This is a genomic window from Pseudomonas sp. Sample_10 (genome assembly GCF_004321495.1).
Classification (GTDB): Bacteria; Pseudomonadota; Gammaproteobacteria; order Pseudomonadales; family Pseudomonadaceae; genus Aquipseudomonas.
Genome location: NZ_RCOE01000121.1, coordinates 52,750 through 68,774 on the forward strand (window position 1 = coordinate 52,750; position 16,025 = coordinate 68,774).

At 52.0% G+C, this 16,025-nt stretch carries 16 protein-coding genes, 1 tRNA gene and 1 pseudogene; 12 read left to right on the forward strand and 6 right to left on the reverse strand.

All coding sequences use genetic code 11. The features are described 5' to 3' along the window. Positions 1-463: 463 nt before the first annotated feature. From D8U18_RS12055 to D8U18_RS12075, 5 genes are all read left to right on the forward strand, one after another. Positions 464-952 carry a type VI secretion system tube protein Hcp gene (locus D8U18_RS12055; RefSeq protein ID WP_131107689.1) on the forward strand — a complete coding sequence of 163 codons (489 nt, stop codon included), beginning with the start codon at positions 464-466 and terminating at the stop codon, positions 950-952. A 10-nt stretch (positions 953-962) separates the two neighbouring features. Continuing rightward, complete coding sequence (locus tag D8U18_RS12060; RefSeq protein WP_131107690.1) at positions 963-1,937, forward strand: hypothetical protein; 975 nt, start codon at positions 963-965, stop codon at positions 1,935-1,937. Beyond that, complete coding sequence (locus tag D8U18_RS12065; RefSeq protein WP_131107691.1) at positions 1,934-2,305, forward strand: hypothetical protein; 372 nt, start codon at positions 1,934-1,936, stop codon at positions 2,303-2,305. Before D8U18_RS12060 ends, D8U18_RS12065 begins: the two co-directional genes overlap by 4 nt. A gap of 163 nt (positions 2,306-2,468) precedes the next feature. Next, entirely contained in the window at positions 2,469-2,834 is a 366-nt protein-coding gene (locus D8U18_RS12070) for a hypothetical protein (protein ID WP_131107692.1), read from the forward strand. 241 nt (positions 2,835-3,075) lie between these two features. Beyond that, positions 3,076-3,822, forward strand: a complete 747-nt coding sequence (locus D8U18_RS12075) for a hypothetical protein (protein ID WP_131107693.1) — start codon at positions 3,076-3,078, stop codon at positions 3,820-3,822. A gap of 174 nt (positions 3,823-3,996) precedes the next feature. Here D8U18_RS12075 and D8U18_RS12080 read toward each other — a convergent pair whose 3' ends face one another. After that, positions 3,997-4,308, reverse strand: coding sequence for a DUF3077 domain-containing protein (locus tag D8U18_RS12080; protein ID WP_131107694.1), 312 nt, complete (start codon positions 4,306-4,308; stop codon positions 3,997-3,999). Between the two features lie 655 nt (positions 4,309-4,963). Here D8U18_RS12080 and D8U18_RS12090 point away from each other — a divergent pair. Continuing rightward, entirely contained in the window at positions 4,964-6,331 is a 1,368-nt protein-coding gene (locus tag D8U18_RS12090) for a HEPN domain-containing protein (RefSeq protein WP_131107696.1), read from the forward strand. Between the two features lie 554 nt (positions 6,332-6,885). Here D8U18_RS12090 and D8U18_RS12100 read toward each other — a convergent pair. The 4 genes from D8U18_RS12100 to D8U18_RS12115 all read right to left on the reverse strand — a co-directional run bounded on the left by D8U18_RS12100 (position 6,886) and on the right by D8U18_RS12115 (position 9,339). Then, positions 6,886-7,368 (reverse strand): hypothetical protein, encoded by a 483-nt coding sequence (locus tag D8U18_RS12100; RefSeq protein WP_131107697.1) that lies wholly within the window; start codon positions 7,366-7,368, stop codon positions 6,886-6,888. A gap of 164 nt (positions 7,369-7,532) precedes the next feature. After that, a complete protein-coding gene (locus D8U18_RS12105; RefSeq protein WP_131107698.1) occupies positions 7,533-8,639 on the reverse strand; it encodes a hypothetical protein in 1,107 nt (368 codons plus the stop codon). Positions 8,640-8,774: 135 nt separating this feature from the next. After that, positions 8,775-9,104: a hypothetical protein gene (locus tag D8U18_RS12110; RefSeq protein ID WP_131107699.1), complete on the reverse strand. Its 330-nt coding sequence runs from the start codon at positions 9,102-9,104 to the stop codon at positions 8,775-8,777. 150 nt (positions 9,105-9,254) lie between these two features. Continuing rightward, positions 9,255-9,339, reverse strand: a tRNA-Leu gene (locus tag D8U18_RS12115). A gap of 107 nt (positions 9,340-9,446) precedes the next feature. Here D8U18_RS12115 and queA point away from each other — a divergent pair. The 6 genes from queA to D8U18_RS12145 all read left to right on the forward strand — a co-directional run bounded on the left by queA (position 9,447) and on the right by D8U18_RS12145 (position 15,548). Next, complete coding sequence (gene queA, locus D8U18_RS12120) at positions 9,447-10,511, forward strand: tRNA preQ1(34) S-adenosylmethionine ribosyltransferase-isomerase QueA (RefSeq protein WP_131107700.1); 1,065 nt, start codon at positions 9,447-9,449, stop codon at positions 10,509-10,511. A gap of 14 nt (positions 10,512-10,525) precedes the next feature. Then, positions 10,526-11,641 carry a tRNA guanosine(34) transglycosylase Tgt gene (tgt, locus tag D8U18_RS12125; protein WP_177435015.1) on the forward strand — a complete coding sequence of 372 codons (1,116 nt, stop codon included), beginning with the start codon at positions 10,526-10,528 and terminating at the stop codon, positions 11,639-11,641. Between the two features lie 43 nt (positions 11,642-11,684). Further along, the gene (gene yajC, locus D8U18_RS12130) at positions 11,685-12,020 is read left to right on the forward strand and encodes a preprotein translocase subunit YajC (RefSeq protein ID WP_007956696.1); all 336 of its coding nucleotides are present in this window, start codon (positions 11,685-11,687) and stop codon (positions 12,018-12,020) included. A gap of 65 nt (positions 12,021-12,085) precedes the next feature. After that, positions 12,086-13,954: a protein translocase subunit SecD gene (gene secD, locus D8U18_RS12135; protein ID WP_131107702.1), complete on the forward strand. Its 1,869-nt coding sequence runs from the start codon at positions 12,086-12,088 to the stop codon at positions 13,952-13,954. Between the two features lie 9 nt (positions 13,955-13,963). Next, the gene (secF, locus tag D8U18_RS12140; RefSeq protein WP_056855158.1) at positions 13,964-14,878 is read left to right on the forward strand and encodes a protein translocase subunit SecF; all 915 of its coding nucleotides are present in this window, start codon (positions 13,964-13,966) and stop codon (positions 14,876-14,878) included. Between the two features lie 118 nt (positions 14,879-14,996). After that, a complete protein-coding gene (locus D8U18_RS12145) occupies positions 14,997-15,548 on the forward strand; it encodes a glycine zipper 2TM domain-containing protein (RefSeq protein WP_056855159.1) in 552 nt (183 codons plus the stop codon). 259 nt (positions 15,549-15,807) lie between these two features. Here D8U18_RS12145 and suhB read toward each other — a convergent pair. Then, positions 15,808-16,025, reverse strand: a pseudogene (gene suhB, locus D8U18_RS12150) (inositol-phosphate phosphatase); the annotation flags it as partial.

The following is a 16,025-nucleotide window of genomic DNA, read 5'->3' on the forward strand; positions in this document are numbered from 1 at the left end:
ATCGTGGCAATTTGGCCGTAGGCCAGGGCACCCTTGGCGGGCATCTTGTTTGTACCCGGCACGGTCTTCGCCGCACCTCTACTGGGCATAAAAGGCAGCTTGCCACGCCGCTATTGAATGACCTGCACCAAAGCGACGTGTTTGGTTCTGCCTACGACCTCTTATTGAGTCTAGATGAGAGTGGCGCGGGGGCATTGACCCATGGACGTACGCGCCTGATGTCTATCGGGCGCGCACGCCAAATGTAGGAGCGAGCCTGCTCGCGATAGCGCCAGCCGAACCACCACCAACCTCGAAGAAAAAGGTAGTGACGCCGGAAACATCCTACATCCCGCCAGCCATTACAAAATAGGAAAGGTCCGAATCGTCAGTTTAACGATATCCCAATGAGCGAATACTCGTTCCGAAATACGTAAATTCTCTCCTGTAAGTTTGATAAACAACTACTGCAAGGAACGGTCACATGGCGTTCGACGCTTACGTCAAAATCGAAGGTATTCCAGGCGAAGCGCTTGATGACCAACACAAGGACTGGATAGAAATTAACGGGTACAGTTTCAGCACTCACCAGGAAGCCTCGTCTACTGCCAGTTCCGCAGGCGGTGCCTCATCGGGGCGCACGACCGTTAGCGACTTCACATTCACCAAGAATCTGGACAAGTCCAGTTGCAAGCTCATAGAGGCCAGTTGCGCAGGGGACCATCTAAAAGAAGTCGTCCTGACCCTGCATCGCGCTGGAGGCGAGAAGCAGAAGTACTACGAAGTTGTGCTGGAAGAAGTCATCATTTCAAGTTACGCACAAGCCGCAAATGAAGGTGTACCTACCGAAAGCATCAGCTTGAATTATGGGCGGATTAAAACGATCTATATCCAGCAAAAAAGAACGGACGGTGCTGGCGGAGGTAATGTGGCGGGTGGTTGGGATCGCATCAGCAACAAAAAATACTGCTGAGGTGTCATCCATGCCAGAAACCTATAGTTTTATAAATTCAAGAATGCAACCTTATTCCTATTTGAAATCGACATTGCAGCTTGGCAAGAACTCGATGTCAAAATTCGATGTGTTGAATGCACATGTTGTCAATTCGGTGGTACTGCCAGGCGAGCTGGTAATCGTAGGTGATAATTCAACACCGTCGTGTACGGCTGAAGAAGCGTTCTATATGAAGAAAGCGCTTGAAATTCACTTGGCACTCATGGCCAATGGAATGCAGGGTGATGGGTTTTTAGTAGAGAATCATGAACTCATAACAAGAACGCTTGGGTATTCATCTATTGGCGTAGGTAGCATTGGCGGTGCGTGGAGTAAGCACCTTGATGGTATCAAACAAACTCTTGAAGAAATTGAAGCAGCTCATCGTGATCATCTCAGAAGCGGGGCGACTCAGGCTCGAAATGAGTTTTTGACGAAGCGCGAGTTTCTATTTAAACAGCTTGATCATCAATTGGAAGGTTTTGCTAAATACGGCTCGGGCCTGCGTAATCAAGGCTCGATAAAAAATATGCTTGGCATATCCACGAAAAGCTATTTGCACTCAGGGGTGATTACAGGTTATGCCGACACTATTAATGGAGTGGCGAAAGCTTCGAATCTCATGAAAAAAGGTACTTATCTGGGTGTTGGTCTCAGTGTGGCTGGAGCTGGAACGTCTATCTACGCTGCATGCACGACTGGGCGCGAAACGGAATGCAGAAAAGCTAAATATGTTGAGGGTGGTAAGTTGTCAGGAAATATTATTGTTGGAACCTTCGGAGGAGCGGTAGGAAGCGGTGCGGCTACGATCGGTTGTGTGGCGGTTGGCTTCGCAACCGGAGGCGCTGGCGCGTTGGATTGTGCTGTTATTGGGGGAGCGTTAGGTGGATGGGGTGGTGGAGAAATTGGTGGTATAGCTGGAGAGCGAATAGGTGAAATAGTATATGAGGGCGCTTTGCCGTGACTGAACTTACTTTGGCCTATGTTGGGCTAGTAGCAATGGTATGTTTGTTTTTTACATTATGCTGGATATTTTTGTTCTCATATCTCTACACCGATTTAATTGAAAAGCATATTGGTGGAAGTAAGCTTGTGGCGAACAATCGAGAAGGTTTGTCAGGCTTAGGGGTGCTCGGTAAAGTTGTGAGAAACTGTTCAATTGCTTTGATGTTTTTAATTCCTGAGTTTTGCGAGAGACGAGGTCTTGTCGAAAAAAATGAGTTGGCAAATTTGCCGCGTCACCTGAAGAGAAAGTTGTTAGCGCCATGGGTCACCGGTGGAGTATTTTTTTTTGTAATTTCCCTTTATTCGCTATTTGTCGTTTTGTCATAAAGCGTATTTTGTGTCGATTTTCCCTCGGGCTGGTCTTGACTCAAGACCAGCTAATGGCTGTGCCCTTTCTTGGTTGGCGGTGGGTTCGGTGCTTGCGTGGGGGGCAATGTGGCGAGAGAACTGGCGAATGGGTAGATGAAGTGTTTTATGAGTCATTGCAACAGTGAGTGATATTGCATTGGCAGGTATCGGGGTTTTCATAATTTTTTTCGCAATGGTGACTTCATGTTGGATGTATGTGTTTTCTTATCTGTTTACTGAGTTGATAGAGAGTTATTTAGATAAGAGTAAGTTTGTAGCAAGTAATTGTAAGGCTTTGTCTGGGTTTGGATTGCTCGGTAAACCGGTGAGAAACGGTTCGGTGGCATTGATGTTCTTATGTCCAAAACTTTGCGAAAGGCGAGGTCTAATTGAAAAGGATGAGTTGTTGAATTTGCCATTAAGCCTAAAGAGAAAGCTGTTGGCACTCTGGATTACCGCTGGAATGTTGCTTTTTGTCGCGTTTGTTTTTTGGCTTTTGGTCGTTTGATTTTAGCATGTAGTAAAAGGCGTGCTTATTATCTTTGGATGCTAAAAAAGTGGACGACACTAACGCTAAAAGTGGACCGCTAAAAGGGAGTAATTTTTATTTCTTCTTGAGAAATAAATCTGTCCCACTTCTTCGTCGTCCCACTTCTTCGTCCGAGTCTGTCCCCTTGGCTGCCAGTGGACAGCAAAATGACAAAACAGTAGCGTCGCGCCACTGCCCTCAACTCTGTAACGGACTACACATGCTCACTCTCGCTCCAGCCTCGCGTCTGTTCTGCGCGATCACTTTCGCCGTCGTGATGACCCCGGCACTCGCCGATTGGGAAGAATCCCCGGAATACGCCTGGAAAACCTACCTCTCCGATTGCCAGCAGTTACAGCGGGATGTGACCGATGTACAGAATGGGCGCAAGATGGCCATGGATGTCTTGCCCAACATCCAGGGTTTTCTGCGAACCATTACGGTACACCGCAAGAACCTGGCCCAGCCAAGCCTCGGCTCCCCCGATTACGCCCGTTGTGAAAGCGTCGTCTCCCAAGCCAAAGACCTAGCGGCCAAGGGCGGTGCTGAAAACGACGAGGCGATGGATCAGCATTTCCGCCAAGCCCAAACCGAGCACCTGAACTCACCGGAATACAAACGTGCTCGCTCTATGGGCTTCACCGACGTCGGCGAAATCGGCGCCCTCGACCAGCACGCCGAGCTGGATGGCGAAGACAATCTGAAGACCTTGATGATCACAGTCGATTTTGGCTGCGGCCGCCATTTCCGCGCCGCGCAATACGTCAAACCCTACGTGGTGTACACCGTCCATCGTTCGGATGGCAGCTGCGGCGTCTACAAATACGTCGCCGTGCTGGGCGGTGAAACCGTGGAGCGAGGCGACTTCATTGATCAGGAAGGGATTTTTCAGTACGTGGGATGGAAGAAACTGGCCGGTGCGGATGGCTTTCCCATCGACGTTCGCGTCGTAAAAGCGCTGAAGTAACCGTAGGACATTTCTTCAGCGCAGGATGGCTGGCGATACCGCCAGCCCAACCACCCCCCGACAGCCCACCGCAATACCTGTGGGAGCTGGCTTGCCAGCGATAGCGTCCGCTCAGTCAACAAAAATGCCGAACCAGCCACCACCCTCACAAACCACACCCACAGGCCTCAACCACTAACCCTCAGCCTTCGCCCCCGCCCGCTTGGATACCGCCGCACAACCCCGATCCCGCGTCAGCACCTTCACCGCATCATCCACCAACGCCTTGCTCATCGAAGTCAGGTAATGCGCAGCCCAGGCGTGATAATCCGTATCCCTGGCATAAGCCGCATCCTTGCTCAGCGCCTTGGCCAGAAACAGAAAATCAGAAGCCATCGCCAACGCATCCCCCAGGGGAACGTCACGAGTGACATGGAACAGCGCTTGATCCGCACAGTAGATCGCGGGCGTCAGGCCGATGGTTTTGAGTTCAGGTTGTTCAGTCATTGGCCACCTCCGAGGATGGAGAGGCAATGGGGGAGGGGGTTACGCGATTGGGAATTGCGTAGAGGGGAAAGCCAAATTTCAAACGGATTGATACTGCGCATTATCCAACTCCTTGATATGAGGAGCTGCAACGTTCGTTTCCACACGAATGGGTGACAGCTGTGCGCAGGGTGGAAAACCGGGAATCAAGGAAACCGGCACGCCCGAAGACGTCCCACGCACAGCCGCCAAAACTCACGCCGCAGGCATAAAAAAGCGCCGGCAGACGTGATGGGGGCGCTGTTGCGCCTTGAATTACACGGGTTTCCACACCCGGTCGCTGAATTGGCAGCGACGGGTGGGAGGGTATCGTGCAGATTTCTTTCCTGCAAGCTTGGAGTGATTCGATCACAAACCCCAGTAACGAAAAAATGTGGTCTGTCCCCATTTTGTTCTGCAGCAGATGAACACTCAATTAGCTGCTTAGACGCATGGTTCCAGTCCGGTACCGAGCAACGCCTCTACGTTCGCCGTCGGAGCAGCAACCTCATTGCGACTCAGCTTGCAGCCTAAGCTTTTCACGCTCTAACTCAGCACTTTAACGCGTAGCACTTTGCCTTTTGCCCGATGCGGGTACAAGATGACCTTAAACTAGGATCATTTTTGGTGCGCACTCATGCTTGATAAAGTTACGGAATTGGAGCTAGGTAAAGAGTATTTTTTTGACGTGGTTTATCGTGAAGGTGATGCCGGATATGCCGCCACGTTGCATTTAACGCCCGAGCTAATAAAATTCAAAGTTACTTCTGAGCGTAGGTTTGAATTGACTTGGGGAGCAGTTGAGGCGACATGCGAAGATTTCCATAATGTATTTATGCTAAAAGGTCTGTACTGTATTGCATCGAAGTTTTCTACTATAAACCACAGCCCCTATGTTGGGCTCTATGAAGCCGAGTTTACGGTTGAGTGCGTGTTATTTTGCCCAGGCAGTGCTCCTGAAGATGGTGAGTTTGAATCGCTAGACATATTTTCAACTACAGTAAATGATTGGGTTGGATATACAACGACGCAGCAGAAAATTTTTGAAGTGAGCTATAAGCGAGAAACCGTTGAACCGTTTTTAATCGAGTTTTCTGCAGTAGCGAACGACAGCGAAGAAATAGGTGTTAAATATAACGGTAAGTATCGTCAGTCACATCTCTTGTACGAACAAGGGTTTATGTTTCCTCCCTCATTATTTTATTTGTTTGGGCTGAAAGAGAACGCTTCGGATCCATTCTCTACTTACACGCGCATATACAACATTCTTGCTTTTCTAACTGGAGTGGAACCCTCTGTACAAACCATTGTGCTGGGCTATGATTCGCATGGATTCGCTCAAAAGGGTTCTCTGTATTGTTTAAATAACAGCCTAAAGCCGAAGAGGAACGACACTTATGCGATGTTTCCGTTAGGTAAAGATCCACGGTTTGAGGATTGGGGGATTGCTCCTTTTCCTTTATCTTCATTTGCTTTGTATTTTGCTCCTGAATCTGAACTCTCTGATTTGTTGGGGAAGTATGTTAAGTATCGTAATATGGGTAACGTAGAGGATAGGTTGTTAGGATATTTTCGGTTGTTAGAAAAGCACTGCTACAATAGAAAGTACTATCTTGAAGAGGGGTTGTTTACTCGTTTCAATCGAATTGCAAAGGGGTGGGTGAAGGGCAATAGCGACTTAACAGCGAAGCAGATTAAAAGCTTTGAAGGGGGGCTGAAGAGGTTTAATGGGCAAAAATACAATACAGAGAAATGCGTAACCGATTTCCTGCGTTCGCTGCCAGAGCCTATTCAAAAAGGATTGGGTGTGACCACTGAGCTCTTGACGGAAATCTGTACGCTTCGAAATAACATTACTCATGCGAATAAATATCATATTGAAGAAACTAAATTGCACGTTTTAACAGCTTACATTCATCACTTGCTGATATTTGCGATATTGGATAAGTTAAAGGTGGACTTGACTGGAGTCGCTAATCTTACTGGGCGCCTCAGAAACTTTTAACTGTCATCTGTGTGTAATGATGGCGTCCTTTCAAAAAGAAACTTGCTTGGCAACTTCGTGCTGCGCGGGACGGTCGCTCAACCTTGTCGACACCACCATGATTGTGCTTAAGCGCAACCATCAATAAATTCAATGTCGCTCAAGACAAACCCTGTGACTGTGATCCCTGCCAGCGTGGCATCAAGCAGGGGCGGCAGCGGGGCGGGGTCAAGCGGCATTCCCACTTCAATGCAGGCAATAGTTGTGGCTCTGCCCAACTCCTGGCGGTCAGTCGAATTAATCATCACATTACCTCGTATCATGGATGAGGGGACAGATTTTCGGGTAAAACGATGCCTGTCAGCTCACCACAATTCCTGTGGGAGCGAGGCTGCTAGCCAAAGCCGGCAGGCCGGTTCCCCGATGCACCAGCACTGTATTACGATTTCATCGTCAGGTTGAGTAACGTTATGCCCGTACTCGATAGAGAAAAAGGGGCAGATTTATTTTTTCGTTTTTTAGGAAAATAAATCTGTGGCGCCTTTTTCCTCCCTCCATTCGCCATCCCATTTGACTTAATCTGGGGTTTCGATTTCTAAAGACTTTTTCCCTAGTTTTTGCAATGGTAGTTCCCAAGAGGTTGCTAGTGTTTCACGACATGTCTCAGAAACTTCGAAAGCTAGGCTATTAAAGGTAAATCTTGTGCATGACTCGGGGGTTTCTGTTTTTGCGTTGCATCTAACAGCTCTATTTCCTATCACTCTTAATTTTTCTAATGATGAACTGTTAAGAGTAAGCGCGCCTCGTCCGAAGTAAATATTGAAAAGCTTGTCAATATCCTTGCTTGGTATCCAGGTTTCTGACGATGCTGCGATTTTTGCAGATATGTTTGCCGCAGCTATACATGTCTTTAGTTGTTCGCTCCAGAATGGGTTCTTGTATTCTTTTTCTTGATTGCTAAGGTGTTGATAAGCGCTAAATGCAATAGTTAATGTTATGCCAAAAAATCCAAGCGCTTTTATTATAGTATCCCAGAAGCGGAATTTACTTTCGGTCATTTTTACCCCTGAATATCATTATGAATTGGCGCCTGAGAGTGCATTTGAGCACTATTTTTCCTGGGATGAAAAGAGTCTGAAAAATTAATAAATGGACAGATTTATTGCCATAAAATAAATTTGTTCCCATTTCATCCAGTTAAGGTGCATCAAGCAGAGCAGGGTCAGAAAATGATCGCTTCTTCAAAGTATAAGCCTCCACGGTATCTAAATACTTCTAAAAGTATCTGTTTGGCCGCTCTGATACATGCGTCGTCATCATTTAATTCGGAGATGATCACTCGATTTGTATCTATTTCTATTATTGCTTCGCTGGTTCGGGTGTTCCATCCAATATCAAAATTTTCGATGTTGAGGGCTTCTTTGATTGCTGCATAGTAGGGCGATGAAAGGTATTTTTTTATTGCTGTCTTGAAAGCTGGAAGCAGCAATTTTACTTTTGATCTTTTTTCGAGTACGTCTTTGAAAAAATCATTATTTAGGTCTTCTATAATTTTAAGGTTTTCACCGTGAAGCGTCGTGTATTCTTTGATGCTTTCTTCGAATTTTTTTGCTGTCAGAAATTTTATTCTAGAAACGGATTCTTTTTTGTTTAGTATGTATTTGGAAACGTAGTCATCTGTTTCAATTTTGGATGCGGTGATATCGTCATCTTCGAAGTTTATTCTAATTAGTTCGCTGTCAATAACAGATATTAAATTAAATTGATAAAAAACTGATTGGTTGTTCCTTCGGGTAGCTAAGTTGTTGAGTTCGTACGCTTGTGCTTTCATTAAAGAAGTTATTGAGTTGAAAATATTTTTATCGTTTTGACATGTTGATTTATCTTTGCTTATTTCTTGGAAGGCAAATATGTCAAATTCCGGAATACTGAAAATTGTTGGACATTTTTTCATCATTCTTTGATGGTACTTTTCTGTCCAGTCGGATTGGTCTAAGTAATATAGTATTGAGTTGTCACTGCTATAACCCTTAAATGGTTGCCAGTCTGCGTTAGGGTCTCTTTTTTCTATGTTTCGAGCTAATAGTGCCCAATTATTGGTTTCGCTTTTTTTGCAGCTTATAATGATTGCAGTGTATATAGCTATATTTGATATTGTTTTGCTTTTGTATGCGAGTATGTCAATTTCTCGAACGGATTGTTCTAGGTCGTCAAGATAGTATCTGTTTGTGATAAGGCTCCAGCCTTCCTTGCGCAAAATGCTCGCTATTTCATATTCAAGTTTAAAACCTGTTTTGCAGATGTTTTCTTGTATTTTTTTGAGATCCATAGCGATGAAATCCATCTGTGACTGTATTTTCACAATGCCATAAATTTGCCACTATTTGGAGTGGTGATCCTAACTTGGCGATCATCGTCACCTCGGCTATCGGGCGCTCCCGTTTTTTAGATCGCCCGCCTTCATTCATTGAATGTCTTTCAGGTAGTCCTTGAGCGCAACGAGCGGAGCATCAAGCCGCTCCATCGTCTGAACCCCAGCAAACTCCCCCACCAACCTCCCCAACTCCTGCCCCAACGGCTTATCCACACCCCCAACCGCCTCCAGCGCCAACCCGACACACTCACCCACCTTCACCTGAATCCCCTCGACATCCCCCCGCCGCACCAGCAGCTCAAACACATCCCGCTGGTAATCGCCCATGACCAGATCGTCGCGCAAGATCGGGCTGGAATCTTCCGATTCGTAAGCCAGTTTGAGGGAGAAGAGGGCGACGGTTTCCAGGTGTAATTCCATGGGGGGAATCCTTGATGAGTGTTTTACTGACCGAGGGGGAGGAGATCAAAAGCATCGCTGGCAAGCCAGCTCCCACAGGATGGCGGTGGGGGTTGGTGCTTTTCTGCAGGCGAAAAAAAAGGCCTTGCTAAGCAAGACCTTTCTTAATTTTGGTGCCCCGAGGGAGACTCGAACTCCCACTCCTTTCGAAAACGGATTTTGAATCCGCCGCGTCTACCAATTCCGCCATCAGGGCTCAATGGCGGCGAAGTATAGAGATGAGATAACCGTCGGTCAATCAGGTACATGGAGAATTTTTGATATTTCCGCTAGACTTCCCGGCCCTGCTAGACGAACCCCATCATGCGCGTTGCTGACTTTACTTTCGAGCTCCCTGATTCGCTGATCGCCCGCCATCCTTTGGCCGAGCGTCGCGGTAGTCGCCTGTTGACCCTGGATGGGGTCAGCGGCGCCCTGGCACACCGTCAATTCACTGATTTGCTGGAACATTTGCGCCCCGGCGATTTGATGGTGTTCAACAATACCCGGGTGATTCCGGCGCGGCTGTTTGGCCAGAAGGCTTCCGGCGGCAAGCTGGAAATACTGGTGGAGCGGGTGCTCGACAGTCATCGCGTGCTGGCCCATGTGCGTTCCAGCAAGTCGCCCAAGCCAGGCTCGAAGATCCTGATCGACGGCGGTGGCGAGGCCGAGATGCTGGCGCGGCACGATGCGTTGTTCGAGCTGGGCTTTGCCGAAGAAGTGTTGCCGCTGCTCGACCGTGTCGGGCACATGCCGTTGCCTCCTTATATAGACCGCCCGGATGAAGGCGCCGACCGCGAGCGTTACCAGACCGTCTACGCCGAGCGTCTGGGCGCGGTGGCGGCGCCGACGGCGGGGCTGCATTTCGATCAGGTGCTGATGGAGGCGATTGCCGCCAAGGGCGTCGAGACGGCGTTCGTGACCTTGCACGTTGGCGCGGGTACGTTCCAGCCGGTGCGCGTGGAAAAGATCGAAGACCACCACATGCACAGCGAATGGCTGGAAGTCGGTCAGGACGTGGTGGATGCCGTTGCGGCTTGCCGTGCTCGCGGCGGTCGCGTGGTGGCGGTGGGGACCACCAGCGTGCGCTCGCTGGAAAGTGCGGCGCGCGATGGCGTGCTCAAGCCGTTCAGCGGCGATACAGATATTTTCATTTACCCTGGCCGGCCGTTTCATGTGGTCGATGCCTTGGTCACCAACTTCCATTTGCCCGAATCCACGCTGTTGATGCTGGTTTCGGCGTTCGCCGGTTATCCCGAGACCATGGCCGCCTACAAGGCTGCTGTCGACAATGGGTACCGCTTTTTCAGCTACGGTGATGCGATGTTCATCACGCGTAATCCTGCGCCGACTGCCCCTAAAGAATCGGGCCCAGAGGAAACAGTATGAGTCGCACCTGTCGTATGTCTTTCGAGCTGCTGGCCACTGATGGCAAGGCTCGTCGTGGTCGCCTGACCTTCCCGCGCGGTACCGTCGAGACCCCGGCTTTCATGCCGGTGGGCACGTATGGCACGGTCAAGGGCATGCTGCCACGGGATATCGAGGCGACCGGTGCCGAGATCATTCTGGGCAACACCTTCCACCTGTGGCTGCGCCCGGGCACGGAAGTGATCAAGAAGCACGGCGACCTGCACGATTTCATGCAGTGGAAAGGCCCGATCCTGACCGACTCCGGTGGTTTCCAGGTGTTCAGCCTGGGTGCCATGCGCAAGATCAAGGAGGAGGGCGTGACCTTCGCTTCCCCGGTCGACGGCGCCAAGGTGTTCATGGGCCCGGAAGAGTCGATGCAGGTCCAGCGCGACCTGGGCTCCGACATCGTGATGATTTTCGACGAATGCACGCCGTACCCGGCTGACGAAGACGTCGCCCGTATTTCCATGGAATTGTCATTGCGTTGGGCTCAGCGCTCGAAAAACGCCCACGGCGACAACACGGCGGCGCTGTTCGGTATCGTTCAGGGCGGCATGCACCAGGATTTGCGCATGCGCTCCCTGGAAGGCCTCGACAAGATCGGCTTCGATGGCCTGGCCATCGGCGGTCTGTCGGTGGGCGAACCGAAGCACGAAATGATCAAGGTGCTGGATTATCTGCCGGGCATGATGCCGGCTGACAAACCTCGTTACCTTATGGGCGTTGGCAAACCCGAAGACTTGGTTGAGGGTGTGCGCCGCGGTGTGGACATGTTCGATTGCGTGATGCCAACCCGTAATGCCCGCAATGGGCATCTGTTCATCGATACCGGTGTGCTGAAGATCCGTAACGCGTTCCATCGCCATGATGAATCGCCGCTGGATCCGACCTGCGATTGCTACACCTGCCAGAACTTCTCGCGCGCTTATCTGCATCACCTGGACAAGTGCGGCGAAATGCTCGGCAGCATGCTCAATACCATCCATAACTTGCGCCATTATCAGGTGCTCATGGCTGGTTTGCGCGAGGCTATTCAACAGGGTACATTGGCCGCCTTTGTCGATGCCTTCTACGCCAAACGCGGGTTACCTGTTCCGCCTTTGGACTGAGTTTTCTGACCCCAAGATTCAACATTTGCAACTGGAGTGCTAAATGAGCTTTTTTATCTCTAATGCCATGGCTGACGCTGCTGCACCTGCGGCAGCCCCAATGGGCGGCGGTTTCGAGTGGATTTTCCTGGTCGGCTTCCTGGTCATCTTCTACCTGATGATCTGGCGTCCACAGGCCAAGCGCGCCAAAGAGCAGAAAAACCTGCTGAGCAGCCTGCAGAAAGGCGACGAAGTCGTGACCACTGGTGGTATCGCCGGCAAGATCACCAAAGTGGCTGATGATTTCGTGGTTCTGGAAGTTTCCGACACCGTCGAAATGAAATTCCAGAAAGGCGCCATCGCCGCCACGCTGCCAAAAGGCACGCTGAAAGCGATCTAAGAGCAACAACTTCTACTCAATCGACGGGGCGCGCAAGGCGCCCCGCGTTCATAACGGGCGGCGTGATGCTGAACAAATACCCTCTGTGGAAATACATTCTGATCCTGGCGGTGCTGGCGATCGGTCTGATTTATTCCGCTCCCAATCTTTATCCTGATGACCCGGCCATTCAGGTCAGCGGTGCCAGCACAGCACTGCAGGTCAATCAGGCTGATCTGGACCGTGTGAGCGCTGCGCTCAAGGAATCCGGGATCAACGTCAAGGCTGCCACGCTGGCTGCCGGCGGCAAGGGCGGGCTGATTCGCCTGACCAAGGCTGAGGATCAGTTGCCAGCCAAGGACGTCGTGCGCAAGGCATTGGGTGATGACTACGTCGTCGCGCTGAACCTGGCACAAACCACCCCGCAATGGCTGCGCAACCTCGCCGCGCACCCGATGAAGCTGGGTCTGGACTTGTCCGGTGGTGTGCACTTCCTGCTGGAAGTGGACATGGACAAAGCCCTCGACGCACGCCTGAAAGTCTACGAAGGCGACGTCAAGAGCCTGTTGCGTAAAGAGAAACTGCGCTATCGCAGCCTGCCGCAACTCGATGGTGCCATTCAGCTGGGCTTCAGTGATGAAGCGACCCGCGAGCAGGCCCGTTCGATCATTCGCAAGAACTTCAACGATTTCGACATTGTTCCGGCCGACCTCAATGGCCAACCGGTGCTGCGTCTGGCGATGACCCCGGCCAAGCTGGCGGAAATCCGCGAATACTCCATCAAGCAGAACTTGACCACGGTACGTAACCGCGTCAACGAGCTGGGTGTTGCCGAACCGATCGTTCAGCGTCAGGGCGCCAACCGTATCGTGGTTGAGCTGCCGGGCGTGCAGGACACCGCAGAAGCCAAGCGTATCCTCGGCAAGACGGCCAACCTCGAGTTCCGTCTGGCGGCCGAGCCGGGTGCTTCGAAAGCCACTTCCGAATCCTTTGAGTTCCGTGAAGGCAATCGTCCAGCGGCACTGATCGAGCGTGGCCTGATCATCACCGGTGACCAGGTAACCGATGCCAAGGCTGGCTTTGGCGAGCATGGCACTCCGGAAGTGAATATTCGTCTGGACGGCCACGGCGGCGAGCTGATGAGCCGTGCGACCCGTTCGAACGTCGGTCGCAGCATGGCGGTGATCTTCATCGAGCAGCGTCCTGTGACCACTTACACCAAGCAAGTGGTGAACGGCGTCGAGAAAGACGTGCCGGTGCAGACCTTCAAGGAAGAGAAAAAGATCATCAGCCTGGCGACCATTCAGTCGCCGCTGGGTGCGCAATTCCGTATCACCGGCCTGAACGGCCAGGGCGAGTCGTCCGAACTGGCGCTGCTGTTGCGTGCCGGTGGTCTGGCGGCGCCGATGTACTTCGCTGAAGAGCGCACCATCGGCCCGAGCCTGGGTGCGGACAACATCACCAAGGGTATCGATGCGTCGCTGTGGGGCATGCTGTTCGTCTCGCTGTTCATCATCGCCATCTACCGCTTCTTCGGCATCATCGCCACCGTCGCGCTGGCGGTGAACATGGTGATGCTGCTGGCCTTGATGTCGCTGCTGGGTGCAACGCTGACCCTGCCGGGTATCGCCGGTATCGTGTTGACCATGGGTATGGCGGTCGACGCCAACGTGCTGATCTTCTCGCGGATTCGTGAAGAGATCGCCGCCGGCATGACCGTGCAGCGTGCAATCAACGAAGGCTTCGGCCGGGCATTTACTGCGATTCTCGACGCCAACCTGACAACCCTGTTGGTCGGCGGCATCCTCTTTGCCATGGGCACCGGCCCGGTCAAGGGCTTCGCAGTGACCATGTCCCTCGGGATCTTTACCTCGATGTTCACGGCCATCATGGTGACCCGCGCGATGGTCAACCTGATCTTCGGCGGTCGTGACTTCAAGAAGTTGTGGATTTAAGGGGCTGCCATGTTACGTACAATCAACTTCATGGGCGTTCGCAACTTCGCGTTCGGCGTCACATTGTTCCTTACCGTGCTGGCCTTGTTCAGCGTCGCCACCAAGGGCATGAACTGGGGTCTGGACTTCACCGGCGGTACGCTCATCGAGCTGACCTACGAGCGTCCGGCCGACGTCACCAAGGTGCGTGAACAGCTGGTGACTGCCGGCTATCACGAAGCCATCGTGCAAAACTTCGGTGCGACCACCGATCTGCTGGTGCGTATGCCTGGCGAAGACCCGCAACTGGGGCACCAGGTCGCCGAGGCCTTGCAGAAGGTCGGTGGCGAGAACCCGGCAACGGTCAAGCGTGTCGAGTTCGTCGGCCCCCAGGTGGGTGAAGAGCTGCGCGACCAGGGCGGCCTTGGCATGCTGATGGCGCTGGGCGGCATCCTGATCTACCTGGCTTTCCGCTTTCAGTGGAAGTTTGCGGTCGGTGCAATCGTTTCGCTGATCCACGACGTGATCGTGACCATCGGTATCCTGTCGTTCTTCCAGATCACCTTCGACCTGACGGTGCTGGCGGCGGTATTGGCGATCATCGGTTACTCGCTCAACGACACCATCGTGGTATTCGACCGGGTTCGTGAGAACTTCCGGGTCCTGCGCAAGGCCAACCTGATCGAGAACATCAACATCTCGACCACGCAAACCCTGCTGCGGACCATGGCGACGTCGATCTCCACCTTGCTGGCGATCGCAGCATTGCTGTTCTTCGGTGGCGACAACCTGTTCGGCTTCTCCATTGCCCTGTTCATCGGTGTGCTGGCGGGTACCTACTCGTCGATCTACATCGCCAACGTGGTGCTGATCTGGCTGAACCTGAGCACTGAAGACCTGATTCCTCCGGCGAATACCGAGAAGGAAGTCGACGACCGTCCATAACGGCCATCGTTTCCAGCTGTCAGCCGAAAAAGGCGCGAGTTGAACTCGCGCCTTTTTTTATGCTCCAAGGCTGGGAGAAGCGCGGACATGTTCCGCGGGTGATGGTCAGGAGGTTCATGTGAACAAGTCGATGCTGGTTGGTGCGGTATTGGGTGCTGTCGGTGTGACTGCCGGGGGTGCTGTGGCCACCTACAGCCTGGTTAAAGATAACGGTCCTGAGTACGCGCAAGTACTCGCTGTTGAGCCGGTGAAGACTCAAATCAAGACTCCACGTGAAGTGTGCAAGGACGTCACGGTCACCCGGCAAGCGCCGGTGAAAGATCAACACCAGATCGCCGGTACAGTGGTAGGTGCGCTGGCAGGCGGTTTGCTGGGTAACCAGATCGGCGGCGGCACTGGCAAGAAGATTGCCACGGTTGCGGGCGCGGTCGGTGGTGGTTATGCCGGTAACAAGGTTCAGGAGGGCATGCAGGAGCGTGACACCTACACCACGACCCAAACCCGTTGTAATACGGTGAATGACATCAGCGACAAGGTTGTGGGTTACGACGTGCGTTATTCGCTGGACGGCAAGGAAGGCAAGGTGCGCATGGATCGCGATCCAGGCAACCAGATCCCTGTGGATAAAGAGGGCAAGTTGGTCTTGTCGGAGAATCAGGCGGCTCAGTGAAGCGCTGAGGTCGGTTAAAAAAGAAGCACCCTGCGGGGTGCTTTTTTGTGCCCGGGATTTATGCAGCACCGCAATCCCCTGTAGGAGCGAGCCTGCTCGCGAAAAACCCAAGGACGCCGCGTTTATCCAGAATTCCCGCGTTATCGTTGACGACCATCGCGAGCAGGCTCGCTCCTACAGAGGGTTGTGGTGTTTTTGAGGGATGAATTCCAGGCATAAAAAAAGCACCCCGAAGGGTGCTTTTTCTGTCGCGGGAAGCTTAGCGCTTCAGCGAGGCGGGCAGGTGCGGCTGGATGGCCGTCAAAACTGCCTTGAAGCATTTGGTGTTACCGGCAACGACGTGGCCTTTTTCAAGGAAGTCGTGACCACCGGTGAAGTCGCTCACCAGGCCGCCTGCTTCCTGAATCAGCAGGGCGCCTGCCGCCATGTCCCACTCGGACAGGCCCGACTCCCAGAACGCATCGAAACGGCCGGCGG